At 63.0% G+C, this 25,284-nt stretch carries 22 protein-coding genes; 14 read left to right on the top strand and 8 right to left on the bottom strand.

Annotated elements, in window-relative coordinates:
- The 7 genes from ATN37_RS26540 (at nucleotide 1) to ATN37_RS26510 (ending at nucleotide 9,935) form a co-directional block, all read left to right on the top strand.
- Nucleotides 1-1,881 (top strand): dipeptide/oligopeptide/nickel ABC transporter permease/ATP-binding protein, encoded by a 1,881-nt coding sequence (locus tag ATN37_RS26540; RefSeq protein ID WP_225320135.1) that lies wholly within the window; start codon nucleotides 1-3, stop codon nucleotides 1,879-1,881.
- Complete coding sequence (locus ATN37_RS26535) at nucleotides 1,878-2,669, top strand: ABC transporter ATP-binding protein (protein WP_003940215.1); 792 nt, start codon at nucleotides 1,878-1,880, stop codon at nucleotides 2,667-2,669. The genes ATN37_RS26540 and ATN37_RS26535 overlap by 4 nt, the downstream gene beginning before the upstream one ends.
- A complete protein-coding gene (locus ATN37_RS26530) occupies nucleotides 2,666-6,049 on the top strand; it encodes an alpha/beta fold hydrolase (protein WP_218695816.1) in 3,384 nt (1,127 codons plus the stop codon). The genes ATN37_RS26535 and ATN37_RS26530 overlap by 4 nt, the downstream gene beginning before the upstream one ends.
- On the top strand, nucleotides 6,046-7,209 hold the full coding sequence (locus tag ATN37_RS26525; protein ID WP_003939777.1) for a M20/M25/M40 family metallo-hydrolase: 1,164 nt from the start codon (nucleotides 6,046-6,048) through the stop codon (nucleotides 7,207-7,209). The genes ATN37_RS26530 and ATN37_RS26525 overlap by 4 nt, the downstream gene beginning before the upstream one ends.
- Nucleotides 7,187-8,008, top strand: coding sequence for a GNAT family N-acetyltransferase (locus ATN37_RS26520; RefSeq protein ID WP_030535170.1), 822 nt, complete (start codon nucleotides 7,187-7,189; stop codon nucleotides 8,006-8,008). Before ATN37_RS26525 ends, ATN37_RS26520 begins: the two co-directional genes overlap by 23 nt.
- Nucleotides 7,998-9,131, top strand: a complete 1,134-nt coding sequence (gene menC, locus ATN37_RS26515; RefSeq protein ID WP_030535169.1) for an o-succinylbenzoate synthase — start codon at nucleotides 7,998-8,000, stop codon at nucleotides 9,129-9,131. Before ATN37_RS26520 ends, menC begins: the two co-directional genes overlap by 11 nt.
- Before the next feature lie 123 nt (nucleotides 9,132-9,254).
- Complete coding sequence (locus tag ATN37_RS26510; RefSeq protein WP_003940028.1) at nucleotides 9,255-9,935, top strand: 3'-5' exonuclease; 681 nt, start codon at nucleotides 9,255-9,257, stop codon at nucleotides 9,933-9,935.
- 28 nt (nucleotides 9,936-9,963) lie between these two features.
- On the opposite strand, the gene ATN37_RS26505 is transcribed toward ATN37_RS26510, so the two are convergent.
- On the bottom strand, nucleotides 9,964-11,391 hold the full coding sequence (locus ATN37_RS26505) for an amidase (RefSeq protein WP_003940167.1): 1,428 nt from the start codon (nucleotides 11,389-11,391) through the stop codon (nucleotides 9,964-9,966).
- Nucleotides 11,392-11,506: 115 nt separating this feature from the next.
- Entirely contained in the window at nucleotides 11,507-12,373 is an 867-nt protein-coding gene (locus ATN37_RS26500) for a response regulator transcription factor (RefSeq protein WP_030535167.1), read from the bottom strand.
- Nucleotides 12,374-12,504: 131 nt separating this feature from the next.
- Between ATN37_RS26500 and ATN37_RS26495 the strand changes: the two genes are divergently transcribed.
- The 6 genes from ATN37_RS26495 (at nucleotide 12,505) to ATN37_RS26470 (ending at nucleotide 18,558) form a co-directional block, all read left to right on the top strand.
- Nucleotides 12,505-14,109, top strand: a complete 1,605-nt coding sequence (locus tag ATN37_RS26495; RefSeq protein WP_218695814.1) for an acyl--CoA ligase family protein — start codon at nucleotides 12,505-12,507, stop codon at nucleotides 14,107-14,109.
- A gap of 28 nt (nucleotides 14,110-14,137) precedes the next feature.
- Complete coding sequence (locus ATN37_RS26490; RefSeq protein ID WP_003939674.1) at nucleotides 14,138-14,830, top strand: TetR family transcriptional regulator; 693 nt, start codon at nucleotides 14,138-14,140, stop codon at nucleotides 14,828-14,830.
- Nucleotides 14,831-14,989: 159 nt separating this feature from the next.
- Entirely contained in the window at nucleotides 14,990-16,147 is a 1,158-nt protein-coding gene (locus tag ATN37_RS26485; protein ID WP_003939784.1) for an acyl-CoA dehydrogenase, read from the top strand.
- 87 nt (nucleotides 16,148-16,234) lie between these two features.
- Nucleotides 16,235-17,083, top strand: a complete 849-nt coding sequence (locus ATN37_RS26480) for a 3-hydroxybutyryl-CoA dehydrogenase (RefSeq protein ID WP_003940434.1) — start codon at nucleotides 16,235-16,237, stop codon at nucleotides 17,081-17,083.
- Between the two features lie 164 nt (nucleotides 17,084-17,247).
- Nucleotides 17,248-18,141, top strand: coding sequence for an oxygenase MpaB family protein (locus ATN37_RS26475; RefSeq protein WP_218695812.1), 894 nt, complete (start codon nucleotides 17,248-17,250; stop codon nucleotides 18,139-18,141).
- Nucleotides 18,142-18,165: 24 nt separating this feature from the next.
- Nucleotides 18,166-18,558 (top strand): RNA-binding S4 domain-containing protein, encoded by a 393-nt coding sequence (locus ATN37_RS26470; RefSeq protein WP_029256216.1) that lies wholly within the window; start codon nucleotides 18,166-18,168, stop codon nucleotides 18,556-18,558.
- 3 nt (nucleotides 18,559-18,561) lie between these two features.
- Here the strand turns inward: ATN37_RS26470 and ATN37_RS26465 are convergent, their stop codons facing one another.
- Nucleotides 18,562-19,191 carry a GyrI-like domain-containing protein gene (locus tag ATN37_RS26465; RefSeq protein ID WP_007731353.1) on the bottom strand — a complete coding sequence of 210 codons (630 nt, stop codon included), beginning with the start codon at nucleotides 19,189-19,191 and terminating at the stop codon, nucleotides 18,562-18,564.
- Between the two features lie 123 nt (nucleotides 19,192-19,314).
- Here ATN37_RS26465 and ATN37_RS26460 point away from each other — a divergent pair, with 123 nt between their 5' ends.
- Complete coding sequence (locus ATN37_RS26460) at nucleotides 19,315-20,499, top strand: metallophosphoesterase (RefSeq protein ID WP_218695810.1); 1,185 nt, start codon at nucleotides 19,315-19,317, stop codon at nucleotides 20,497-20,499.
- A gap of 6 nt (nucleotides 20,500-20,505) precedes the next feature.
- Here ATN37_RS26460 and ATN37_RS26455 read toward each other — a convergent pair whose 3' ends face one another.
- From ATN37_RS26455 to ATN37_RS26435, 5 genes are all read right to left on the bottom strand, one after another.
- Entirely contained in the window at nucleotides 20,506-21,192 is a 687-nt protein-coding gene (locus ATN37_RS26455) for a TetR/AcrR family transcriptional regulator (RefSeq protein ID WP_007731351.1), read from the bottom strand.
- Nucleotides 21,193-21,239: 47 nt separating this feature from the next.
- Entirely contained in the window at nucleotides 21,240-22,067 is an 828-nt protein-coding gene (locus ATN37_RS26450) for a potassium channel family protein (RefSeq protein WP_007731350.1), read from the bottom strand.
- A gap of 46 nt (nucleotides 22,068-22,113) precedes the next feature.
- Nucleotides 22,114-23,031, bottom strand: coding sequence for a diacylglycerol kinase (locus ATN37_RS26445; protein ID WP_007731349.1), 918 nt, complete (start codon nucleotides 23,029-23,031; stop codon nucleotides 22,114-22,116).
- A complete protein-coding gene (locus ATN37_RS26440; RefSeq protein WP_037128630.1) occupies nucleotides 23,028-24,608 on the bottom strand; it encodes an FAD-binding oxidoreductase in 1,581 nt (526 codons plus the stop codon). Before ATN37_RS26440 ends, ATN37_RS26445 begins: the two co-directional genes overlap by 4 nt.
- Nucleotides 24,609-24,700: 92 nt before the next feature.
- Nucleotides 24,701-25,240, bottom strand: a complete 540-nt coding sequence (locus ATN37_RS26435) for a DinB family protein (protein WP_003940638.1) — start codon at nucleotides 25,238-25,240, stop codon at nucleotides 24,701-24,703.
- Between the last annotated feature and the right edge of the window lie 44 nt (nucleotides 25,241-25,284).

Here is a 25,284-nt window from a genome sequence, read left to right as displayed (position 1 = left end):
TTGAGCACCTCACCTACGGCCCCCACTGCGGCCCCCAAGACGCCCCCGCGACGACACTGGATCGTCGGAACGTTCCGCACCCCATTGGGAATCCTGGCCCTCACCTTCCTGACCGCTCTGATCGCCCTCGTCATCTTCGGACCGATGATCTGGGGTGACGCCGCTGTCGCAGCCAACCCGAAGGCACTGTCTCAGGGACCGAGTTCCGAGCACATCTTCGGCACCGACGCCGGCGGGCGTGACGTCTTCGCCCGCACGATGACCGCCGCGAGACTGTCGGTGCTCATGGCTCTCGGAGCCGTCGCACTCGGTGTCACAATTGGCCTGATACTCGGTACGCTCCCGACGCTCGCTCCCCGCTGGGTCGGACGCATGGTCGTGGCATTCCTCAACTTCGCCATCGCATTCCCCGGACTGCTCCTCGCGATCTTCCTGTTGGTCGTTCTCGGACAGGGTGCTGGCAGCGCGGTGATCGCCATCGGCCTCGCCCTGGCCTCGCCGTTCGCGAGGTTGACGTACGCACTGGCTTCGTCGGTCAACGGACGCGACTTCATCGACGCAGCACGCATCCTCGGGGTTACCAAGCCGGGGCTGCTGTTCCGCCACATTCTCCCCAATATCCGTGAACCACTCATCGTCAATGCCAGCATCGCTGTCGGCAGCGGCCTGGTGGTCTTCGCCGGACTCTCGTTCCTCGGCTTGGGCATTCAGCCGCCTGCATTCGACTGGGGCCGGATGCTCAACGAAGGTCTGTCGAAGATCTTCGTCAACCCGGCGACCGCACTCGCCCCCGGCATCGCCGTCGTGCTCGCCGGCTTGACCTTCACGCTGCTCGGCGAGGCCATTGCTCGCGGCGCGGGAGTTCGCAGCCCGATCAGCAGTCGCCTGCCGAAGTGGAAGCCGATCAACCGGAAAACTGCCCAGGCCGATTCGGCGCCCACCGACGAAGACGCGGTACTGACCGTCCGCAACATGTCCGTCGCAGTCCCCGCGGGTGACGACTGGCGTCGCCCCGTCGACAACATCAGTTTTACAGTTCACCGCGGCGAAACCGTGGGCATCGTCGGTGAATCCGGGTCCGGAAAGTCACTGAGTTGCATGGCAATCGCGCAGCTGACCGACCACCCCACCGTGGTCGACGCCGGGCTCATCGAGTTCGACGGCACCGTGCTGATGAAGGACGGCAAGCGGCCGGACGACGCGGCTTCGCGCAAGGTTGCCCGCCAACTCGGCACACGTATGGCGATGGTGTTCCAGGATCCGATGTCGTCCATGAATCCGTCTCTCAAGGTCGGATACCAGGTCGCCGAGATCGGTTGGCTCCACGAAGGTATGAGCAAGGCCGACGCGAAGAAGGCGGCAGTCGAGCGACTGAACGCCGTCAAGATCCCCGACGCGCCCAGGCGTGCGAAGCAGTACCCCCACGAGTTCTCCGGCGGTATGCGTCAGCGCGCGATGATCGCCATGGGTCTGATGGGTAAGCCCGCTCTGATCATCGCGGACGAACCCACCACTGCGCTCGACGTGACCGTTCAGCGTGAGGTCCTCGGGCTGCTCCACGAGGTTCGCGAAGAAACCGGCGCCGCAATCCTTCTCATCTCGCACGACATGGCCGTCATCACCGGCATGTGCACCCGTGTCCTCGTCATGTTTGCCGGCGAAATCGTCGAAGACATCGCAGTCGACGATCTGATTGCCGGCCGTGCAAAGCATCCGTACACCCGCGCGCTGATCGCCGCGGTCCCCACCATGAGCACCGATCGCGACAAGCCGCTTGCCACCGTCGACGAAGCCTGGCAGGTGGAGAGCCTCGACGCCGAGGAGAGCACCGCCGACATCGAGTTGGAAGAACTGTTGGCTGTTGCAGAGGAGATCCGATGAGCAGACTCGAATTCCGTGACGTCAACGTTCACCTCGGTAGCGGTTCGAAAAAATTCCACGCCGTCAAGAACATCAATCTCGACATCCCCTCCGGATCGGTGGTCGGTCTCGTCGGTGAATCGGGTTCCGGAAAGTCGACACTGGCGCGAGCAACTGTCGGCCTGGCCGAGCCCAGTTCCGGCCAGATCCTTCTCGACGGTGTGGACGTCGCTCACGCCCGCGGCGCGACGGCTCGTCTGCGCCACCGGATCCAGATGGTCTTCCAAGATCCGTACTCGTGCCTCGACCCGCGAATGACCATCGGCCAGTCACTCGCCGAGGCGCTGCGGTCCACCGAGCGTCGTGACAAAGCTCGGCGCAGCCGCGGCGACCGCGCCGCCGAGGTCGCTCGACTCCTCACCACCGTCCAACTGCCGGTGGAGAAGGCGCACGAATACCCATCGTCGTTGTCGGGTGGTCAGCGCCAACGCGTTGCCCTCGCGCGGGCTTTGGCAGCCGCACCGGCAGTTCTGCTTGCCGACGAAATCACCTCCGCTCTGGACGTGTCCGTGCAGGGCGCGGTTCTGAATCTGTTGGTGGATCTGCAGAAGCAGCTTGGTCTGACGGTTCTGTTCGTCAGTCACAACCTGGCGGTGATCCGCTACGTCTGTGACCACGTCGCAGTCATGCTCGGCGGCGAGATCGTCGAGCACGGGCCGGTTCTCGACGTGATCGATTCGCCAAAGGAGCCGTACACGGCAAAGCTGTTGTCCGCGATCCCGACATTCGGGGAGCCGATGTTCCAATGACAACGCCGACCACTCTCGACTCCCCCGCTGCCGTAGCCCGTGCCGAAGAACGTCGTTCGGCGAGAATCCAGGATTACGCGTCCGTAGTTACACCGACCAGCATCGCCGTATCGGCGTCGGGACGCATTGCATACGTACGTACCGAAGCGAATCCGGCTGCGGATACCAACGAGCACTCGATCTGGTTGGCTTCCCCGCAACTACAGCTCACCGCGGGACCTGCCGACACCTCGCCGGCTTGGCATCCCGTTTCGACGCTGTTGGTCTTCGTTCGGCCGGATTCCTCGGGCACACCACAACTGTGGAAGGTCGACGCCACCGGGGGCCCGGCAACACAGCTGACCACCACGGCGCAGCTCCCGCTCGGCGCGGGGGCACCGGTGTTCTCTCCCGACGGCGCTCGGATCGCCTTCAGCGCCCCCGTCGACCGCACTGCCGCCGGATCGTCATGCCTCTTGGTGACGAAGCGCCTCAACTACAAGGTCGACGGATCCGGTGTCCGGGGCAGCGTTCGGGCGCACTTGTTCGAGTTCGATCTGGCCGCCGGCTCGCTTCGGCAGCTGACGGACGGCGATTGGGACGCTTCGCATCCCGCGTACAGTCCCGACGGCACCGAACTGGCTTTCACCGCGGCGATGGACGGCGACGCCGATCTGACGCGGGCGAGTTCCGCCTGGACCGTATCGCTGACTGATCTCGCCTCCGCTCCGCGGATGTTGGGGCACGCACGCGGCATCGCAGGACCACTTGCATGGACACCTGCCGGCGACGCCGTCGTAGCAGTCGGTTGGCACACACCGATCATTCACAACAACGAACTTCTTGTCCTGCACCGCGACCAGCGAGTGGAAGACCGCAGCCTGACGTCCGGACTCGACCGAAACGTCATGCCGGGCGGAAACGGTTATCCCGGTGGCGCACCGAGTTTCACCGCCGACGGCGACATCGTCTTCTGCATCCGCAACCACGGCTCCACCGAACTGCACAAGGTCGATTTCGGATCAGGCTCCGTCTCACCACTTCTCACCGGCGAGCAGACAGTGGTCTCAGGCCTTGCCCTGACGTCCGGGCGAGCCGTCGTCGCGCTGGCAACGGCGACATCCTTCGGCGAGGTCGCCGTCATCGACCTCGAGACTCGTGCAGTCGAAACGGTCACCGAATTGAACACGGAACTGACAACTTCCGTCGCGTTTCCAGTCGCCTCCGAGCGTTGGTTCGACATCAGCGACAGCACCCGTGTTCAGGGTTGGATCCTGCGCGACCCGAACGTCACGGGCGCCGGTCCGCTGGTTCTGGACGTCCACGGCGGACCACACAATGCCTGGACCGGAACGCCCACCGTGATGCACGCATACCACGCGGAACTGGTCGCGCTGGGATTCACGGTCTTGATGATCAATCCGCGCGGAAGTGACGGCTACGGAAACGACTTCTTCGACGGTGTGCGGGACGGCTGGGGTGAGGCGGATCGTGCCGACCTGCTCGAACCGGTCGAAACCCTTGTCGCCGAGGGGATGGCCGATCCGAAGCAACTGGTACTCACGGGCTACAGCTACGGCGGATTCATGACGTGCGCCCTGACGTCCGTCACCGATCGGTTTGCCGTAGCGGTCGCCGGTGGTCTCGTTTGCGACATCGCGAACACAGCCGGCCCCTCGGACGAGGGCATCTTGCTGCAGACGGTCGAATTCGACCCGCAGTCATCTCGGGTACAGGAACTTTCGCCGCTGGGGCGAGTCTCCCAGGTGACGACACCGACGCTGATCCTTCACGGCGGCAGCGACGTCCGTTGCCCGGTCAACCAGGCCGAACAGTGGTTCGGTGGACTGCGTTTGGCCGGCACCCCGACCGAGTTGGTGGTTTTCCCGGACGCGTCACATGCCTTCGTGTTGACGGGTCGGCCGTCCCACCGACTGGAGTACAGCACTCGTCTCGTCGACTGGATCGAACGGCACCTCTCCCCCAAGCCCGCACTGACCACGGTCGATCCCGACTACTGGCAGTACCGACTCGACACCCTGAGTGCGAAGTACGGGGTGCCCGGCGCCTCGCTGGGAATTCTGACCACAACCCGCAGCGGATTCGACCGCACCGTGATCACGTCCGGTGTCGTCAGTACCCGCACCGGCGTCGCGGCTACGCCCGACACGCTGTTCCAGATGGGTTCGATCAGCAAGGTCTGGACGGCCACCCTGATCATGCAGCTCGTCGAAGAAGGATTGCTGGATCTCGACTCACCTGTCCGGAACATCCTGCCGGACTTCGCAGTTGCCGACGCGGTAGCCACCGAAACGGTCACGACTCGCCACCTGTTGACTCACACCAGTGGCATCGACGGTGACGTTTTCATCGACGGCGGGCGCGGCGACGACTGCGTCGAGCGATACGTCGCATCACTGAAATCAACGGTGCAGCTCTTCGCCCCCGGCACCGATTGGTCGTACTGCAACACCGGCTTCGTGATCGCCGGACGAATCATCGAGGTTCTCCGAGGTAAGAGTTGGGACGCGGTTCTGCGCGAGCGGATCATCGAACCGCTCGGCCTGACCAAAACCACGACCCTGCCTGAGGAGACGGCACTGCACCGCGCTGCAGTCGGGCACGTCGCCGGTGCCGCAGTCGGGCACGTCGGCGGCGCCGACAATCTCGAGCAGACACCACAGTTCCTCATCCCCCGCTCGATGGGCCCCGCCGGCCTCATCAACAGCACGGCCGAAGATCTACTCCTGTTCGCTCAGGACTCGATGCGCGAGGACCCGGTTCTCCTTCGGCGTTCCACTCATCTGGCGATGCTCGAGGAGCGCCGCCAGATCGGTGACGTGTCGTCAGCGGACATCATGGGAACCACGTGGCTGCTGCACAATTGGGGCGGTGTACTGGCTCATGGCCACAATGGCGGAACTCTCGGCCAGCAGTCGTTCTTGCGAGTGGTGCCGTCGTGCGGTCTAGCCGTGGTCCTGATGGCCAACGGTGGAGCAATGGACGCTCTCTCCGGCGATCTTCTGGCTGAAGTAATCGGTTCCATAGGCGGCGTCAGTGTGACACCGGCATTCTCGCCTGGTGACCCCCACACCCGCGTCACGTCCTCACCTGAAGAACTCGATGCGCTGTGCGGCCTGTACCGCGATGCCGCAGCCGATTTCGTCTTGGAAAGGACCGGCGGTTCCCTGACCGCCCGCCGCACCGATCACATCGACCCTTCGGTCACCGCCGAAAGCGCAGAGTCCGTCTCTCTCAGCCTGATCGAAGTTCACCCTGGAGTGTTCGGGACCCGACTCCCTCAATCAGCAGGTTGGATCCGGATCACTTTCTCCGACAACGGGAGTACACAATTGCTACACGTCGGAAGCCGCGCGTATCCGCGAGTGAACAACCGATGACCATTCTCCGCGATCTGGCCGAGCGCCAACTTCCTCAGATCCTCGAGGACGCCATCGCGCTCATCGAAGTCGAGTCGCCGTCACACGATCTCGAAGCTGTTGCCCGCAGCGCGAAGTGGACGTCAGATCTTGTCCACGAACGACTCGGCGTGACACCGGAGTCGATAGTGACGGAAGGCCGAACCCATCTGGTGACCCGTTTCGGCAGCTCACCGACGCGGTTGATGCTGCTCGGTCATCATGACACCGTGTGGCCGATCGGCACCCTGACACGCCTGCCCGCAGCCGTCACCGACGGAGCGCTCCGAGGTCCGGGCGGACTCGACATGAAACTTGGTGTCGTTCAGGCAATCCACGCCCTCGCTATCGTCCGGGAGCTGCACGGCGACGATGCACTCGACGGAATCACACTCCTCGTGACCGGTGACGAAGAAATCGGTTCACCCACGTCGCGGTCCCTCATCGAGGAACTTGCGGCAGGCGCGGTACTGGTTCTCGAGGCCGGCGGTGACGGTGGCGAACTGAAGACTGTCCGCAAGGGAGTGTCGCTGTATCGGATCCATGTTGCCGGTCGCGCCGCCCACGCCGGGCTGGAGCCGGAAAAAGGCATCAACGCTGCAGTAGAACTGGCTCGTCTCGTGATCGCGATCAACGACTTGTCCTCGCCGGCACAGGCAACCACCGTCACCCCGACTGTCATTTCAGCCGGAACCACAACCAACACCGTTCCGGCAGAAGCCTTCGTCGACGTGGACGTGCGCGCAACCAGCGCCGCCGAGCAGGAGCGCGTCGATGCGAATATCCGAGCCCTGCAGGCAATCCACCCCGAAGCCGTAGTCACGGTCTCGGGTGGTGTCAACCGTCCACCTCTCGAAGGGACGATGTCCGCACCGTTGCTGGCGTTGGCGGAACGCGTTGCGCTCGAGCATGATCTGACTCCGCCCGTCGGCCTCGCCGTAGGCGGAGCCTCGGACGGAAACTTCACTGCCGGTATCGGTATCCCCACCCTCGACGGCCTCGGTGGCGTCGGCGGCGGTGCACACGCCGAGACCGAGCATGCGCTCGTGTCCGCAATCGCTCCGAGGACGGCGTTGGTTGCGGGCCTTATTCGTTCGATCACGTCTGAAGGGGGCCCTCGTGTCGAAAAGCAAAGCGGTTGAGTTTCGAGAACTGGTCGATACCCGCGAAATAGCCGATCTATCCGCCGTTTTCGACGAGATCTGGGCTACCAGTCCCGGACCGGCTCATTTCGGCACTGCGATGTTGGTTGCGCTTCACCACGGTGGTCACTACGTGGTGGGAGCCTTTTCCGAAGGCGAAATGATCGGTGGTTGCGTCGGATTCTTCGTCGAGCCTCTCGGCGAGGTTCTGCACTCACACATCGCCGGAGTACTACCGGGACACGCAGGCAAGGGAATCGGCCGCGCCCTCAAGCATCATCAGCGAGACTGGTGCATCGAGCGCGGCGTCAAGACGATCCGGTGGACCTTCGATCCACTGGTCGCACGAAATGCCTATTTCAACATTCAGCGTCTCGGAGCCGAACCGGCCGAATACAACCCGGATTTCTACGGGTCGATGGCAGACGGAATCAATGCAGGCGACGCCAGCGATCGTATGCTCGTCAGTTGGGACCTCGACGTCGGTGGATCTCCGAGTTCTACTGTGGCCGTGAATGATACATTCAAGGTGCTTCAACCCACCGAAGACGGTACGCCTCGAATGCTCCCGATCCCACCCGACTGCGTCGATATCGCAGTCGGAATACCCAGAGACATCGAGCATCTGAGAACAGTCGACCGCGCCTCTGCCTTTGCCTGGCGACACGCGCTTCGCGAGTACCTCGAACCACTGATCGCCTCGAAGGAATGGCAATCGACCGGCTTCGACCCCAGCGGCTATTACATGTTCACGAAAATCTGCGAGACAACCGGAGAAGAGCAAGTCCATGCACATTGAGTCCGTCGAATTGCGCGAACTGCGCATCCCTCTCGTCTCCCCCTTCACCACGTCATTCAGCACCCAGCTCGAGCGCAACACCCTCGTCCTGAAAGTGAGCGGCACCACCGACGGCCCCAACGGTCCGGTGGAGACCGTCGGCTGGGGCGAGTGCGGCTCGCTCAGCGATCCGTACTACAACTCCGAATACACCGCTGGTGCGCGGGCGATGCTTCGCGAGTATCTTGTTCCGACGCTACGTAAGTCGCAGTCGGATCAGCCGCTCTCGGCCGAGACGGTCGGCAGCGTACTTCACCACGTCGTGGGTCACCAGATGTCGAAGTCGGCTATCGAAATGGCAATTCTCGATGCTGAATTGCGCGCTCGCGGACAGTCTTTCGCTCGGTACCTCGGTGCCACTCGCACGCGAGTTCCCTCGGGAGTGTCCGTCGGCATCCAGGACAGCATCCCTCAACTGCTCGAGACCGTCGGCAACTATCTGTCGCAGGGTTACGTGCGAATCAAGCTGAAGATCAAGCCGGGCTGGGACATCGCTCCCGTGGCTGCGGTGCGCAAGGAGTTCGGCTACGACGTTCCTCTGCAGGTCGACGCGAACGCCGCGTACACCCTCGTCGACGCGCAGTTGCTCCGTCGCCTGGACGAATTCGCACTGCTCCTCATCGAACAGCCGCTGGCCGAGGACGATTTGGTGCAGCACGCCAAGCTCGCCCAGTCCCTTTCGACTCCGATCTGCCTCGACGAGTCGGTCGAGTCGGCCAAGGATGCGGCGGATGCCATCACGCTCGGTGCCGCTTCGGTCATCAACATCAAGCCGAGCCGTGTCGGTGGATATCTGGAAGCCAAGCGCATCCACGATCTCGCCTCGGCACACGGTATTGCGGTGTGGTGCGGCGGGATGCTCGAGACCGGAATCGGCCGCGCCGCCAACGCAGCCCTCGCGGCGCTGGACGGATTCACGCTGCCCGGCGACATCTCGGCGTCCGATCGCTTCTACAAGGAAGACATCACCGAACCTTTTGTCATCGAGGACGGCCACATCGCCGTGCCGCAGGGACCGGGCTTCGGTGTGACTCCGCGCGAAGACGTCATGGATCGCTTCACGGTCGGAACCGAGATTCTGTAGGTCCGTCACACAGTTACGCAGCAGCCACCTCCACCTTCACCCCGGAGGTGGCTGTTCGTCGTTTGTGTCGGTAGGGGGGTGCATAGTGATTCGGACATGACGTTCTGCACCGAAAGGCCCCCGATGAGTAGCTGGTCCGATCGCCCGATCTGCGCGTTCGACCTCGAGACCACGGGGCGGGATCCGTCGACCGCTCGTATCGTCAGTGCCTGCGTCGCGGTGATCGACGGTTCGAGTGTCGAAACACGCACGTGGCTACTCGATCCCGGCGTCGACATCCCCGCCGGCGCCTCGGCTGTTCACGGCATCAGCACCGAGTTCGCGGCGCAACACGGCCAGGATTATTCCGAGGGCTACGAAGAGATTCGCGAGGCTCTGCACAATTCCTGGGCGCGCGATCACGCCGTCGTGGCGTTCAATGCCTCCTATGATCTGACGGTCATGCATGCCGAGGGTCTGCGCATCGGCAAGCCTGCATTCGTTCCGGGGTTGGTGATCGATCCGTACGTGATCGATCGGGCGATGGATACGTTCCGCAAGGGCAAGCGAACGCTTGCGGCCGTGTGCGAGCACTACGGAATTTCATTGGAGTCGGCGCACGAAGCCGAGGCCGATGCCAAAGCTGCGGCAGCGTTGGCCCGCGAGTTGGCCGTGCGGTTCCCCGACATCCTGGGGCTCGATCTCATGGTCGATCAAGCCGATTGGCACGCCGAGCGGCAACGCGATTTCGCCGAGTACCTTCTCAGCCAAGGGAGGGACGTGGCAGATGTGAACGGCCAGTGGCCGATTCGCATCATCGCCTGACGTCCTCCCCGGCTCGGACGACCGCGCGCTACGCCGGGACCGGCGGCCACACCGGCGCAATGGACCACGGACGGGCTGTTTCGAGCTGCGACGCAACCTGAATCAGCAGATCTTCACGGCCGAACGCGCCGACCAACTGCACGCCGATCGGAACGCCGGCCGAGTCATGACCCATCGGCAAGGAAATCGCCGGCTGACCTGAACTGTTGAACGGACTGGTCAAGCCGCTGTACCCGGCCGAATGCTCCCAGATCGACATAGGATTCGCCGTATCGAGCAGACCGAGCGGAGCTGCCGGCCGAGCCATCGTCGGAGTCAGCAACAGGTCGTGATCGACAAAGAACGCACCGATCACCTGGGCGGCCCGCTCGAGTTCCTGCAGCGCCTTGACGACGTTCGTCGCACTTTCGGACTTCGCGCGGTCGTAGATCATCCGCGCCATCGGCTCGAGGTCGTCGTCGCGGATCGCGCGGTTCAGGGCGTCGAGTCGTTCGTCGACCTCGATCGTCATCGGAATGCCCATCAACACCGAAAGCCCGGCAGTGAGCGCATCGAGCGGAAAGTTCGGGGCACTCTCGGTGACATCGTGACCGAGTTCTTCGAGCAGGCCGGCAACACCGGTCGCGACGGCCGAGCACTCCGGGTCCACCGGTGTGCCGTCAGGAAGAGCGTTACTCAGACCGATCCGCAACCGTCCGGGATCGGCACCCACTTCCTCGATGTACGGCCGCTTCGGCGCCAGGATCACGTAAGGATCGCCCACTGTCGGCCCGGCGGACAGATCGAGAAGCAACGCAGTGTCGCGGACACTTCGGGTGAGCGCGTGATGAACACTCATCGGCGACGAGAAGAGCGTGCGCGCCGGTGCCGTCGGAGTACGTCCTCGGCTCGGCTTGAGGCCTACCAGGCCGCAGGCCGATGCGGGAATACGGATCGATCCACCACCGTCGCTGGCATGCCCGCCTGGCACGATCCCGACGGCAACAGCTACAGCCGTGCCACCCGAAGATCCGCCGGGCGAACGATCAAGGGCGTAAGGGTTACGGGTGGGTCCGAACAGCGCAGGTTCGGTACTCGCGTTCTTGCCGAACTCCGGGGTGTTCGTCTTGCCGATGACAACCAGACCAGCCTGGCGGTAGCGCTCGACGAGCGTCGAATCTTTTTCTGCCACAGCGTCGGCGAACAATCGAGATCCATTGGTGCTCGGCAATCCTGCGACGTCCATGCCGAGGTCTTTGATCACGAACGGGACGCCCTGCAGTGGACCATCCGGCAGGCCGCCTGATACCTCGTTGCGCGCTTCCTCTCGGCGCTCACTGATCACCGCGTTGACTGCCGGGTTGCGCTCGTCGAGCCTGTCCAGACTGAACTCGAGGACTTCCTTGGCGGAGACGTCGCCGCTCTTGATCGCTTCGGCCAGGCCGGTCATGTCGTTGTTGTCGAACAAATCCTGCATCGATGCCCTCATCACTCGTGTCGAACTCTGCCGATAGTGAGGTCCGTCATATCAACCGGAGTGGCGACGCAGTTCCGAAATTCCGCTTGGCGGGACCGATCAGAGAATCAAGCCCTCACAGAATCAAACCTTGCCGCCGCGCTTCCACGACCGCTTCGTGACGACTGCGGACGTCGAGTTTTCCCATCAGATTCCTCATGTACGTCTTGATCGTTTCGACGCTCAGGGACAACCTCTCGGCGATCTCGGCATTGCGCAGTCCGAGAGCGACGTACCCCATCACCTCCCGCTCGCGTGGCGACAGGACAACGGTGTTCGCGACTGGAGTGTTCGCGGAAGGTTTCGGCGACGCCAACGCCCGCAACTTTGCCTCGACCGCGAGGACCTGCGCGCTGAGAGCCATGTCCTCGAGGTTCGCCGCGATCTCGCCGAGCGCCAGGACGCTCTCGGTCAACCCTTCGGATATCTGGGCATCGCGGTTCGAACCATGTTCCACCGCAGCGGTATCGAGCATCGCCACCCGACGATCCACTTCGTCGCGAATCTCGAATTCTCGGGCCAACGCGTACGACGATCGCATCATCGTCTCTGCGATCACGTCGCCGATCGGCAGGTTGGCACGCAGTCCTCCGTAGATCGCTCCGCGAGTAACCCCGCGTACGACGATGGGGACTGCCATCAAGGATTCGATCGCTTCGGTGCCCACTTCGTAGTCGTAGTCGTGAGTGATGTGCGACGAGTTCGCGTAGTCCTGGACCGCGCCCGGTCGTTGTTCTGCGATCGCCCGACCGCCGAGTCCGCATTCGGCGTCGATCCGCAGGTTTCGCAGGATGTTGCTGCGCGTGCCGACGTGACCGGTGATGGTCAGCGACCGGTCGCTGACGCAGCCGCCGAACAGAACCGGCAACTCGGTTTTGGGGTGCAGCCGACGCAGTTCGGCGCGCAACGCGTCGTCGTCGCTCGGTCTCAGTACCCTGCTCACTCTCACCTCCACGTACCCAATTCAGAGGGTAGCGGCACCTTTGGCTGGGCAATAGCGTGCATCCAGGCCATTTGTAGTGCCGATCACACTTATCGTGACACCAACCGTGCCACGTCGCCTTCGGAGGAACCGTGTCTGTCCCGACAGCTGTCGCAGCCAACAACACCCCGCTCAGTCCGCTGCGCTTTCTCGAGCGCAGCGCCGCGGTGTTCCCCGAGCGCACCGCCGTCGTTCACGGCGACCGGACCTACTCGTACCGAGAGTTCGGTGACGAGGTCGCGGCTCTGGCCCGCGTCCTGCGTGAACGCATTCAGCCCGGTGACCGCGTCGCGTACCTGGCGCCGAACGTACCCGAGATGCTGTTCGCGCATTTTGCCGTCCCCCTCGCCGGCGGGGTCCTGATCGCCCTGAACTCACGCCTCGCCGGTCCCGAACTCGAATACATTCTCGATCACTCGGGAACCACGATCCTGTTCGTGGACTCCGAATTCGTCGGTTCGGTCACCTCGTCCAAGGAAAACGTGGAGAGCCTGCGTGAGATCGTCGAGATCCCGGACTCCACCGTCCCCTATCCGGACGTTCCCACCGGAATCGTCACCGGGCAGTACGCCGATCTGATTGCCGAAGGCGAAGCTCTCTCCGATCAGCCACTGCACTGGGGCGTCGACGACGAGCAGCAGTGCATCGCCATCAACTACACCTCGGGTACCACCGGAAAACCCAAGGGCGTCATGTACTCCCACCGCGGGGCGTACCTGAACTCGCTCGGCGAGACATTCCACAACGGCTTCGACGGAGCGACGAAGTATCTGTGGACACTGCCGATGTTCCACTGCAACGGGTGGTGCACGCCGTGGGCCGTCACTCAGGCCACGGGCACACATATCTGCCTGCGCGCGGTCCGCGCCGATGCGATCTGGGACGCCATCGACAATCTGGGCGTGACACATCTGTGCGGCGCTCCTACCGTCTGCTCCACCATCGCCGACGCAGACCAGGCCCACAAGGTCGACGCCTTGCGCATCACCACCGCCGGCGCTCCCCCGTCACCGACGATCATCGGAAAACTCGAAGACATCGGTGTCACCGTGGTTCACGTCTACGGCCTCACCGAGGTGTACGGCCCCTACACGATCTGCGAATACCAGGAAGCCTGGGACGACAAGCCGCAGTCCGAGCGCGCCGCACTTCTCTCGCGGCAGGGAGTCGGCATGGTGCAGGCCGAAAATGCTCGCGTTGTCGATGCCGAGATGAACGACGTCCCCGCCGACGGCCAGACCATGGGTGAGATCGTGCTCCGCGGCAACAACGTGATGCTCGGGTACTACCGCGACGAGGCCGCGACAGCCGAAGCATTTGCCGGTGGTTGGTTCCATTCCGGCGACCTCGGCGTCATGCATCCCGACGGATACATCCAGCTCAAGGACCGCGCGAAGGACATCATCATCTCAGGCGGCGAGAACATCTCCACCGTCGAGGTCGAGCAGGCGATCATGAGTCACCCCGCGGTGATCGACGTGGCAGTCGTCGGCGTTCCGGACGAGAAGTGGGGCGAGCGCCCGAAGGCATTCGTGGTGCTGGGCAAGGGATTACAGGCATCCGCCGAAGACATCGTCGAGCACACCCGCACTTTGCTGGCCGGGTACAAGGTTCCCCGCGACATCGTCTTCCCGCTCGACCTTCCTCGCACCCCCACCGGCAAGGTTCTCAAGTTCCAGCTACGCGCCGACAACTGACGCCGACGAAACCTGGATACTTGCATCCATGACCGAGCGCTCCGATGTACCCGGAACTGACCCCGCACAGTTTCGGGTACACGTCGCGTCTCAAGCGATCCGGTTGTTCTCGGAGAACGGGTACGAAGCCACCACCGTCGAGCAGATCGCCGCTGCCGCCGGTGTGTCGCGTCGGACGTTCTTCCGGCAGTTCCGCTCCAAGGAAGACGTGATCTTCGCCGATCACGAGTCCCTCCTCGAACACGTCGCAGAGTTCCTCGCGTCCGATTCCGCCGACCCCTGGGCGTCCGTGTGCGAGGCCGCGGGACTGGTCTTCGATTTCTTCCGCAGGAACCGAGACCTGTCGATGCGGCGATACCGCGTCGTACAGCATGTTCCGGCTCTTCGCGACCGCGAACTCGTCACCGGATTCCGCTACGAGCGCCTCTTCGTCGACTACCTGCGCAGCGCTGTGCCCCGCGAACCTGTCCTCGAGGTTGTCGGTTTTGCCGCAGCTGTCACCGCGTGCCACAACTACCTCTTGCGAAGCATGATCAAAGGCGACGAGGACGCCACAGCTGACGCACTAAGTCAGGCATTGCTCGACGTTCGGCGGACGTACGGCGTGGCACCCGGGTCCAAGACCAGCACGCCAGAATCGAAGTCCGTGCTGGTAGTAGCCTTTCCCCCGGGCACGTCCGCTGATGAGATCAGCAGAAAAATCCACGAACAACTCGGCTGACACTGCTCGTGCACCGAAACTTCACACACCCATCCCTTGACCTGGCACTCAGTGCCGTGTTTGACTGGGGTCATGGGCACCGGTCTGTCCGCGAATCTCGCTGGTAACGCCGGAGCCGCACCGACCGCCTTCAAGCCACCTTCACCAAGGAGCGTTCCCATGGCAGGAAACCCGGATTTCAATCTCTTCGCACTGAACGAAGAGCACGACGAACTGCGGGCTGCTATCCGCGGACTCTCCGAGAAGGAAATCGCGCCGTACGCCAAGGACGTCGACGAGAACGCACGTTTCCCCGAGGAAGCGCTCACCGCTCTCAACGCGTCCGGCTTCAACGCCATCCACGTTCCCGAGGCTTACGACGGCCAGGGCGCCGATTCCGTCGCCACCTGCATCGTCATCGAGGAAGTCGCCCGCGTCTGTGGCTCCTCCTCGCTGATCCCCGCTGTGAACAAGCTCGGCACCATGGGCCTGATCCTCAAGGGTTCCGAAGAGCTCAAGTCCAAGGTGCTCCCGGACCTCGTCAACGGCGGAATGGCGTCGTACGCACTGTCCGAGCGTGAAGCCGGATCCGACGCCGCTTCGATGCGTACCCGCGCAAAGGCTGACGGCGACGACTGGATCCTCAACGGCTCCAAGTGCTGGATCACCAACGGCGGCAAGTCCACCTGGTACACCGTCATGGCTGTCACCGATCCCGACAAGGGCGCAAACGGCATCTCCTCCTTCATGGTCCACAAGGACGACGAGGGCTTTGTCGTCGGACCGAAGGAAAAGAAGCTCGGCATCAAGGGCTCCCCCACCGCTGAGCTGTACTTCGAGAACTGCCGCATCCCCGGCGACCGCATCATCGGCGAACCGGGCACCGGCTTCAAGACGGCACTCGAGACCCTCGACCACACGCGTCCCACCATCGGTGCTCAGGCTGTCGGCCTGGCCCAGGGCGCACTCGACGCGGCTCTGGCATACACCAAGGATCGCAAGCAGTTCGGCAAGTCCATCAGCGACTTCCAGGCTGTTCAGTTCATGCTCGCGGACATGGCGATGAAGGTCGAAGCCGCACGTCTGATGGTTTACACCTCCGCAGCACGCGCCGAGCGCGGCGAGAAGAACCTCGGCTTCATCTCCGCTGCGGCGAAGTGCTTCGCTTCGGACGTTGCCATGGAGGTCACCACCGACGCCGTGCAGCTGTTCGGTGGTGCCGGCTACACCACCGACTTCCCGGTCGAGCGCATGATGCGCGACGCCAAGATCACGCAGATCTACGAAGGCACCAACCAGATTCAGCGCGTCGTGATGTCGCGTGCGCTGTTGAAGTAAGGCACTTCGCGCCCCTGTGCGCCTTTCTGGTAGTTCTGACTACCGGAACGGCGCACAGGGGCTTGCCCCTAATTTTTGAGGAGAATTGTGGAACTCGTAGGCGTAATCGGCGGCGGCACCATGGGTGCCGGCATTGCCGAAGTTTGTGCAAAAGCCGGTAGCTCGGTACTGGTGCTCGAAACCAAAGAAGAATTTGCCGCCGCTGCCCGCGAACGGATCGCCAAGTCGATCAACCGCGGCGTCGCCAAGGGCAAGATCACCCAGGAAGAAGCCGACGCCGCGATCGCACGCGTCCGCGTCACCTTGGACATGGAAGAGTTCGCCGATCGCGATCTGGTGATCGAAGCTGCTCCCGAGATCGAAGCTCTCAAGTACGAGATCTTCGGCAAGCTCGACAAGATCGTCAAGCCTGCAGGCATTCTGGCGACCAACACGTCGTCGATCCCCGTCATCAAGATCGCCAAGGCCACCTCGCGCCCCGGCCAGGTTGTCGGCGTTCACTTCTTCAACCCCGTGCCGGTCATGCCGCTCGTGGAGATCGTGGTCAGCCTGACGACGTCCGAAGAGACCGTTCTCGCCGTCACCGACTACGCCAAGAACACCTTGCGCAAGAAGACGGTTCGCGCGGGCGACCGTTCGGGCTTCATCGTCAACGCTCTGCTCATCCCGTACCTGTGCCAGGCTGTCCGGATGCTCGAATCCGGCTACGCCACAGCAGAAGACATCGACGAGGCGATGAAGGGCGGCTGCGGCTACCCGATGGGCCCGCTGACGCTGCTCGACACCGTCGGTCTCGACATCGCTCTCGCAGCAGCGGAGTCGCTGTACGCGGAATTCGCAGAACCGCACTACGCTCCGCCGGCGCTGCTTCGCCGCATGGTCGACGCCGGTCGCCTCGGCAAGAAGACCGGTCGCGGCTTCTACGAATACGCCTGAGTCCGACCGCTTCACTCTTCCGGCCCCTCACCTGTTGCAGGTGAGGGGCCGGAGTTGTTTTCGGGCAGATCTAGCCGAATCCATTGACAAATTCGCGCGGCGCAGCAAAAGTCATCATTTGACAACAACCGTTGTCACATGAGCGCAGGCGGAGGGTCAACCAGATGAGCAGCGATCCGGACACCGATACTCGTCGACCTAAGCCCCAGGCGCGACCAGAGCCCCGGGAACTACGAGCCGATCCGATCGGCCCCGGTTCCCTGACGTGGACACACTTCGGCGACGTTCGCGGTCTGCTGTATCTCGGACGCGCAGGCACGCTGCAGAACATGCATCCCGCGGTAAGTGGAGCGCTGCAGGATCATTCGAATTTTTTCGACAACCCGCTCGACCGGCTGTTCCGCTCACTGCCGCCCATCTACGGCGTCGTGTACGACCGGACCGAAGAGGGCACAGGCACGCTCGTTCGCAACTTCCACACCGATCTCAAAGGAATCGACGAAACCGGCGGGCGTTACCACGCCCTCGCTCCTGACACTTTCTGGTGGACACACGTCACGTTCTTCGAGGTGATACTCGATTTCAACGAGCGATTCGCGTACAAGAAGTTCACGGCGGAGCAGAAGGACCAGCTTGTCCGTGAGGCCGTAACCTGTTGGCGCTGTTACGGACTCACCGACCGACCGGCTTTCGACGACTACGCCAGCTTCCGCACGTATTGGGAAGACATGCTCGACAACCACCTGATCAACACCCACACCACAAAATGGTCGACGCGCATCGCCGAGCACGACATCGCACCGGCTCCGAAGGTTCCGACGTGGCTGTGGCGTCTTAGCTCTCGCCCCACGATGGCCGTGGCGAACTGGATCGGCAAGGCACTGATGCCGGAGAAGGCGCGCGAAACTCTCGGATGGGAATGGACGCCGCGCGACGAACGGATGTACTTCTGGTTCGTCCGCTTCCTGACATTGACAGATCGGTTCTGGCATCTGCTGCCGTTACGACTGCGGTATGCACCGCGCGCCTACTCGGGCATCCGCGCGCAGGGTCTGTGAGCACTCGTCGGTAGGCTGGAGTGCGTGCCAGCCCAACTCCCCTCCGACGCGATCAGTGTCCGCGTGGACAGCTGGACGTGGGCGGTTCGGCTGTTCAAAACACGCTCGCAGGCGGCGACCGCCTGCCGATCGGGACACGTTCGGGTCAACGGAACGTCGGCAAAGGCGGCTCAGCAGGTGAAAGCCGGCGACGAGGTGCGGGTGCGTGTATCCGGCATCGAGCGCATCGTCGTCGTGGTCAAGCCGATCACGAAGCGAGTCAGCGCCGTGCTGGCCGCCGATTGCCTGCAGGACAATTCGCCGCCCCCACCACCGCCCGAACTGATCGCGTCCATTCCGCGACGTGATCGTGGCGCCGGCAGACCGACCAAACGCGAGCGACGCGACCTCGAGAAGTTGCGCGGCCTCGAGCCCTGATTGCTACCTCGAAACAGGCTGACGCAGAACCGTCTTCAGTTTCTCGGGCGGTGTACGGCGAGCGTCGCTGAGATAGATCTCGTGATGATCGCCGTTGAAGCTCAGGCCGTTCGACGGGATGAACGTGTTGTGCAGCCGGTCCAGGGTAGGAGCTTCGTCGTCGTACGAGCCGACGTGAAGAATCTGGACGGACAGACCTTCCTCCAACTCGAGAAACCTGACCTTGTCGAGAGCGGCAATCTCCTTCTTGGCCCGCACTGCCTTGGCCCGGACTGCGTCAATCGACGCAGACAGTTCGGTCTCCGTGATCCACTCCGGTTGCGAGATCATCATCGTCCAATCCCACGACGACTTGTCCCGCGTCACGAACACCTCGGGGTCATCTGCCCGCCACAACCCTTCCAGCGGGCCCACGACGAAGTCGCGATCCAGTTCCTTCTTGCTCGCGAATTTGGTCGCGTAGGACACCGAATACAGCGCTTCGAGCGCCTCGGAGTACTCGGTGGCAGTGTTGGGATCACCGTGACCGTCAACGGCGAAGTAGCCGAAGCGCGGGACGGTCACGAGGGCAAAATCGCGGCGCCCGGGGGAATAGAGATCCTTGTATGCCTTCTTGACGTCGTACTTCTCCATACGCCACCCACCTGATCACTGGCCGAGTTTCAATGTTCGGAAACCTATCCGAGAACACCGACATTCCGATAGCGGACCACCGTCCCCTTGTTAATAGACCAGTGGACCTTTACTCTGGACGGGGTGACTACACCCCAGGCGACCGACGTCGCTCGAGTTCCGCGCCGCAGACCGTTGCGGATCGTTGCCATATCCGCGATTGTCGCGTCGATCTTGGCTCTGTTGTTCGTGTACCCGTGGTGGAGCTTGTTCGTCCGGCCGGACTGGCCGACAGCGGTGGCAGTTTTCGGCACCGTTCTATTTGCCGCCCTCCTGATCACCCTGCCTGCCACCATGATGCTCAGCCACGGACACACTGACCGCGATCCAGTTCGCCTGGTCGGCGACGCCCTCCTCGGAATCATCTGGGTCGTGTTCGTGTGGACCCTGCTCGGTGAAGTCCTGAGGCTCGGATTGCTCGTCGGCGGCGTGGATGACCCGCTTCGATCGAGGATCGTCGCCGTTGCGGCACTGATCATCTCGGCCCTTCTGCTGATCTGGGGCTACCGGGAAGCCATGAGACTGCCACGGATCAAGCAGGTCGACGTCACCATCCCCCGCCTTGGTGCGCGGATGGACAAACTTCGGGTAGTCGCGATCACCGACACCCACTTCGGGCCGATCAATCGCGAGAAGTGGTCCGAGCGCGTCATCGCGGCAGTCAACGATCTCGACGCCGACATCGTGGCCCACGTCGGTGACATCGCCGACGGAACGGTAGAGCAGCGACTCGGCCAAGCCACCCCCCTCGCATCGGTCGAAGCCGGGCTCGCTCGCGTCTACGTGACCGGCAATCACGAGTACTTCCACGAGGCTCAGGAGTGGCTCGACTACATGACCTCGATCGGCTGGGATGCCCTGCACAACCGGCACCTCGTCGTCACCAAGGGCGGCGACAACCTGGTCATCGCCGGAGTCGACGACGCCACCGCTCTGGGATCGAAGCTCGACGGTCACGGCGCGAACTTCGATATGGCCCTTGCCGGCACCGACCCCGATTTGCCGATCCTGATGCTCGCCCATCAACCGAAGCAGGTAACTCAGTCCGCTTCCGCGGGAGTGGATCTGCAGCTCGCCGGTCATACCCACGGCGGACAGATCTGGCCCTTCAACTTTCTGGTCAAACTCGATCAACCTTCGGTGCACGGGCTCACCCGTCACGGCGACCGCACGCAGTTGTACACAAGCCGCGGAACCGGGTTCTGGGGTCCACCATTCCGCGTGTTCGCACCGAGCGAGATCACCGTCCTGACGCTGCACAGCGCCTGAACGGGCTCAGCTCGTTCGGGTTGCCGCTCGCGCCGACAGCCCGACGAGCTGATTGATCAGACCTTCACGTAGGCCGGTTGCGAACATGTCGGCAGCAGGGGGCGCCTGCATCTCGTTCAGTACGACGACCATGGATTCGGCAGGCTCGGCAGTCGGCCACAAGCCTGCAACAATCACCAGGGTTACCTTGGCGAATTGAGCCGCGTCGCCCTCCGAGAGGTGAGGCAATTGCGAATGAATCAGCGACGCAAACCTTCCCGAGTTGACCGTTGCCCGCTTCTTGAAGTCACGGGCGAAGTCGACGGAGATGTTTCTTTCGAGGACACCTGCCATTACGCTCATCAACTCACACAGTAAACGCTGTGCGACAAGCGATTCCGCAACCGTCGATGCCACATGGATTTCAGTGGCGAACGGCGAGTCGTCACCGGTCGGGGTCAACGACTCGGACAACCCGTCCAACCACGCAACCCAGTTCTCGTCGAGCACTTCGAGAAAGATGGCTTCGCGACTGTCGAAGTAGCGAAGCACGTTCGACTTCGCCAGTCCGACGCTCTCACTGAGCTCACGCAGGCTGATGTCGGCGACGGGCCTGGACCCGAGCATCGCGCGGGCCGCATCGAGAATCGCGCACCGACGCGCTTCGATCTGCTCAGGCCTGCGCGCGCGCTGAAATCCGTGGGTCGCCACCATCACGCAAGATTATCAGACCATCGTTCTATTGTTTGCTGTACTGCGGGTCAATTGTCCGAAGGTGCATGCTGCGCCACGACTCCCCTCGACGCCAGTTCGCGACGCAGCGAATCGGTATCGACGGACGCGAGATCGACTCGGTGCGTGCGGGTGGCCAAGGCTCGGACTTCCTCGGACAGGTCCGCCACCTGCTTACGCGTCGCGGCCTGGGATGCCTCGTCCTGTTCCGCCACGCGCTCGACCAACCAGGAAGCGAGTGTGGCAGTCACGATGCCCAGCAACGCAATTCCGCCGATCATCAATGCTCCGGCGATCATGCGCCCGGTCGTGGTAACGGGCGCCATGTCTCCGTAACCGACGGTCGTGACCGTCTCCATCGCCCACCACAATGCCGTTCCGTACGACGTGATGGCAGCGCCCTGCGCGTGACGCTCGGCATCGAGCATGGCCAGCGCCGCGACACCGATCAGCAAGGCCGTGGCACCAGTGGCGTAAATAACCACCCGTCCACGCAAGCTTTGCCCGCTCGAGCGGTGAACTATCGCAAGCAGTGTGACCAACCGAAGTAGGCGCAGCGGACGCAGCATGGGCAACACCACCATCGCCAAGTCCAAGAGATGCCTGACGAACCAGCGACCGCGGGCAGGTGCCAACCACAGGCGAACTGCGTAGTCGACGGCAAAAACGACCCACGCAGCCCACATCGTCCATTCGGTCAGACGATGTGGAAGGCCCGTCGGTTGCGCCAGCACTTGGTACGCGTACGCCACCAAGAAAAGGCAGGCCGCAGCGGTCAACGGGATGTCGGTGGCTAGCTGCCATTTCTCCGACGTCCACGCAGTGCGGCGGTGCGCCGACTTCGTCGATTCGTTCATCCGAGAAGTCTGACACCACCGCTACCTAGTGCCCGGCAGAACCGACTCAGATCCGAGTGTGCGTCAAGATGTTGAGCGCCGTGGGAACTGCCTCGATCGTGATGGGCAACGGTCCCACCCGATCACCGTCCGCGTAAGCGATGATGCCTTCGGAGACCAGCCGGACCTTCTTGGATCGGTACGTTTGCACGGCGTCGAGCGAGACGTGAGTTCCCTTGTACACCCGCGGAAACAGGCGCACCAGACGCAACCTTGAACCGTGCCCGACGACGGTCAGATCCAGCAACCCGTCCGACTTCGACGCTCCTGGCGTGATGAGCATGCCGCCACCGTACGAGCGCCCGTTGCCAACAGCGACCAGCGTCGCGTCCACCGTGATGACCTCGTCGTCGAGTTCGATCCGGTACGGCAGCGGCTTCATCTTCGCCAACTCGGCGAGCATCGCCAGGTTGTAGCGCATCGGCCCCTTGGGCCAGGACATCCGATTGGCCCGCTCACTGACCAGCGAGTCGAAGCCGCTGGCGATGATGGTTCCCGACCAGACGACGGAACCGTCGGCCAGCGTGATCTTCGCCAGATCTGACTGCTGCACGACACCGTCTGCGATGACATCGGCTGCTGCCTCGGGATCGCCTGTGGGAATACCGAACTCACGGGCGTGATCGTTGCCGGTGCCCGCCGGGATGAGCCCAATGGGCGTATCCGTCAACGCGGCAGCCTGCAGTCCGATGCTGATGGCACCGTCGCCGCCGACCACCACCAGCGCGTCGGTACCCTCCTCGATCGCACGACGGGCCAATTTCTTGGCGTCGTCGGCGTCGGTTCCGATGATCTCGGTGACGGCAACTCCCCGAGCGCGCAGTCGCGCAACACCTTTGCGTCCTGCCGCAGGCGCGTGACCATGTCCCGCCATCGGATTGATCAGGACGGTAACCTTCTCGATCTGACTGCGGGTTTCGGTCACGGAATCAGCTTTCCAGGATTGAGAATGCCGGCAGGGTCCACTGCATTCTTCACTGCGCGAAGGATGTTCGCGCCCAATTCACCGATCTCGTCCTTCATCCATGGGCGGTGATCGGCGCCGACAGCGTGGTGATGGGTGATCGTGCCACCGGCGGCGATGATCGCATCGCCAGCGGCAGTTTTCGCCTTGTGCCACTGAGCGATCGGATCCTCGGTCTGCGCGCTGACGACGGTGAAGTACAGCGAAGCACCGGTCTTGTAGGTGTGCGAAATGTGGCACATCACGAGCGGCTGAGTCCCCTGCTCGACGAGAGCCTTGGTCAGCGCCTCGGTGACCGAGGAGCGCAGGTTCGCGAGGTTACCCCAGGTGGTTGCCGTCTCGAGGGTTTCGCACAGTGCGCCGACGTCGAGCAGAGCGTCACGCAGATACGGCGCATCGAATCGCCCGTGTTCCCAGCTGTTTCCGGGCTCCTCACCGAGCGACGTGCCGCCGTGAGCGGTGAGAATTGCGCGGGCCTCCGCCATCCGTTCAGCGGTGTGCGAAGCGGTGCCCTCGTAGGTAGTGATGCCGAGGCAACCACCGGTGAAGGCGTTCTCGCCGATCTTGTCGGTGGTCGCCAGATTCACGCCACTCTCGGCCTCGTCGGACAACCGCAATACTGTCGGAGCCGATCCTTCCTGGACCAGCTCACGCAATGCGGCTGCGCCGGTGGCGAAGTCGGGGAAGCTCCACCCTTCGCGCACGGTGGTCTCGGGCAGACGGTGAACCCGCACACGCACGTGCGTGATGACGCCGAAGGTGCCCTCGGAGCCGACAAAAAGCTCACCCAGATCGGGGCCTGCAGCGGATGCCGGCGCACGCCCGGTCTCGATCACTCCACTCGGGGTGACAACGGTGAGGCCCTGAACCATGTCCTCGAAGCGCCCGTATCCAGCCGACGCCTGCCCCGAAGACCGGGTGGCGGCAAACCCGCCCAGAGTGGCGAACAGGAAGCTCTGCGGGAAGTGCCCGACCGAGAAACCGTGCTCACGCAGAAGCTCCTCGGCCCGTGGGCCGGTAGTTCCGCCGCCGAACGTCGCAATGCCCGATTCCTCGTCCAACCCGACAAGCTGATCGAACCTGCGCAGATCGAGAGATAGAACTGCGTCGAACCCGTCACGAATGGGATCGAGCCCGCCGACGACGCTGGTGCCGCCGCCGAATGGGACCACTGCGATCCGGTTGGCAGAGCAGTATCGGAGAATCTGCTCGACCTCTGCGTCTGTCCCTGGGGTGACGACTGCGTCCGGTGCGTCCTGCGGCTCGACGCTACGACGGCGAAGCAGATCCGGGGTGCTCTTGCCACCGGCCCGAAGGATTCGATCGGAATCCTTGGTACTGACGTACTCGGCCCCGACCAGCCCGGACAGCGCTTCGACATGCGACTGGGCCATAGCGGACGGAGCCACCTGGACGTCTTCGATGGCGAGACGCGATCGAGTCGGTGCGGAGACACCGAGAAATCCGGTCAACAATGATGTGACTGCGTCCGACAGTTCACGCTTCTTGGCCGGATCGCCCCAGGCGTCCCACTGCATCGGCGGTTGCAAGGCAGACTTTTCGGTGCTCATAGACACTAGTGTTACATATTTGTGTGATGTGTAAACATCCCGGTGGATCAATCCATCCATCAACCCATCGTCTTGGAACCGTCGATGGCTTCGCGAAGCATGTCCGCGTGGCCCGCATGCTGGGCCGTCTCGGCGATGATGTGCAGCAATGCGCGCCGCGCTGACCAGCGAGCTCCCGCTTCGAACCACGGCGCCGACGGCAGTGGATGCGAGATGTCGAGGCTGTCCAGCGAGGCCACCAACTCGTCGGTCCTGGCCGCGATCCCCTCGTACTCGGAAACGATGCCTGCCAAGGTTTCATCCTCGACCATCGCGAATTCGTTCGCCCGTTCCTGTTGCATCTCTTCCGACCACTGGGTCGGGTCGAAGTCCCCACCAAGTCCGGCCGGCCCTTCCAGAATGAAGTCGACCCATCCCTTTTCCGCCTGACCCACATGCTTGATCAATCCGCCGAGGCACAGTTCACTCACGGTCGGCCTCGAAGCGGCCTGCTCGTCGGTGAGGTCCTTGACGGTGAAGAGAAGGAATTCACGATGCCGACGCAGGCTCTGGAGGAGATCCGCGCGCTCGCCGGTGACGGTGGTGATCGGTGCGTTCATGATGTTTTCCTTCGCTCGTGGGTTCGTGCCCTGTGAGAACTACG

The sequence above is a fragment of the Rhodococcus sp. MH15 genome, assembly GCF_019266045.1.
Classification (GTDB): Bacteria; Actinomycetota; Actinomycetes; order Mycobacteriales; family Mycobacteriaceae; genus Rhodococcus_F; species Rhodococcus_F qingshengii.
Note: the sequence above shows the minus strand (reverse complement) of the source record. Positions and strands in the feature narration are given on the sequence as shown.

Coding starts and splice junctions, on each gene's coding strand:
- ATN37_RS26475 (WP_218695812.1), top strand. CDS start 17,248: ATGAGCAGCGATCCGGACACCGATACTCGTCGACCTAAGCCCCAGGCG.
- ATN37_RS26485 (WP_003939784.1), top strand. CDS start 14,990: ATGGCAGGAAACCCGGATTTCAATCTCTTCGCACTGAACGAAGAGCAC.
- ATN37_RS26535 (WP_003940215.1), top strand. CDS start 1,878: ATGAGCAGACTCGAATTCCGTGACGTCAACGTTCACCTCGGTAGCGGT.
- ATN37_RS26490 (WP_003939674.1), top strand. CDS start 14,138: ATGACCGAGCGCTCCGATGTACCCGGAACTGACCCCGCACAGTTTCGG.
- ATN37_RS26465 (WP_007731353.1), bottom strand. CDS start 19,191: ATGGAGAAGTACGACGTCAAGAAGGCATACAAGGATCTCTATTCCCCC.
- ATN37_RS26455 (WP_007731351.1), bottom strand. CDS start 21,192: ATGGTGGCGACCCACGGATTTCAGCGCGCGCGCAGGCCTGAGCAGATC.
- ATN37_RS26510 (WP_003940028.1), top strand. CDS start 9,255: ATGAGTAGCTGGTCCGATCGCCCGATCTGCGCGTTCGACCTCGAGACC.
- ATN37_RS26505 (WP_003940167.1), bottom strand. CDS start 11,391: ATGCAGGATTTGTTCGACAACAACGACATGACCGGCCTGGCCGAAGCG.
- ATN37_RS26525 (WP_003939777.1), top strand. CDS start 6,046: ATGACCATTCTCCGCGATCTGGCCGAGCGCCAACTTCCTCAGATCCTC.
- ATN37_RS26435 (WP_003940638.1), bottom strand. CDS start 25,240: ATGAACGCACCGATCACCACCGTCACCGGCGAGCGCGCGGATCTCCTC.
- ATN37_RS26440 (WP_037128630.1), bottom strand. CDS start 24,608: ATGCAGTGGGACGCCTGGGGCGATCCGGCCAAGAAGCGTGAACTGTCG.
- ATN37_RS26530 (WP_218695816.1), top strand. CDS start 2,666: ATGACAACGCCGACCACTCTCGACTCCCCCGCTGCCGTAGCCCGTGCC.
- ATN37_RS26450 (WP_007731350.1), bottom strand. CDS start 22,067: ATGAACGAATCGACGAAGTCGGCGCACCGCCGCACTGCGTGGACGTCG.
- menC (WP_030535169.1), top strand. CDS start 7,998: ATGCACATTGAGTCCGTCGAATTGCGCGAACTGCGCATCCCTCTCGTC.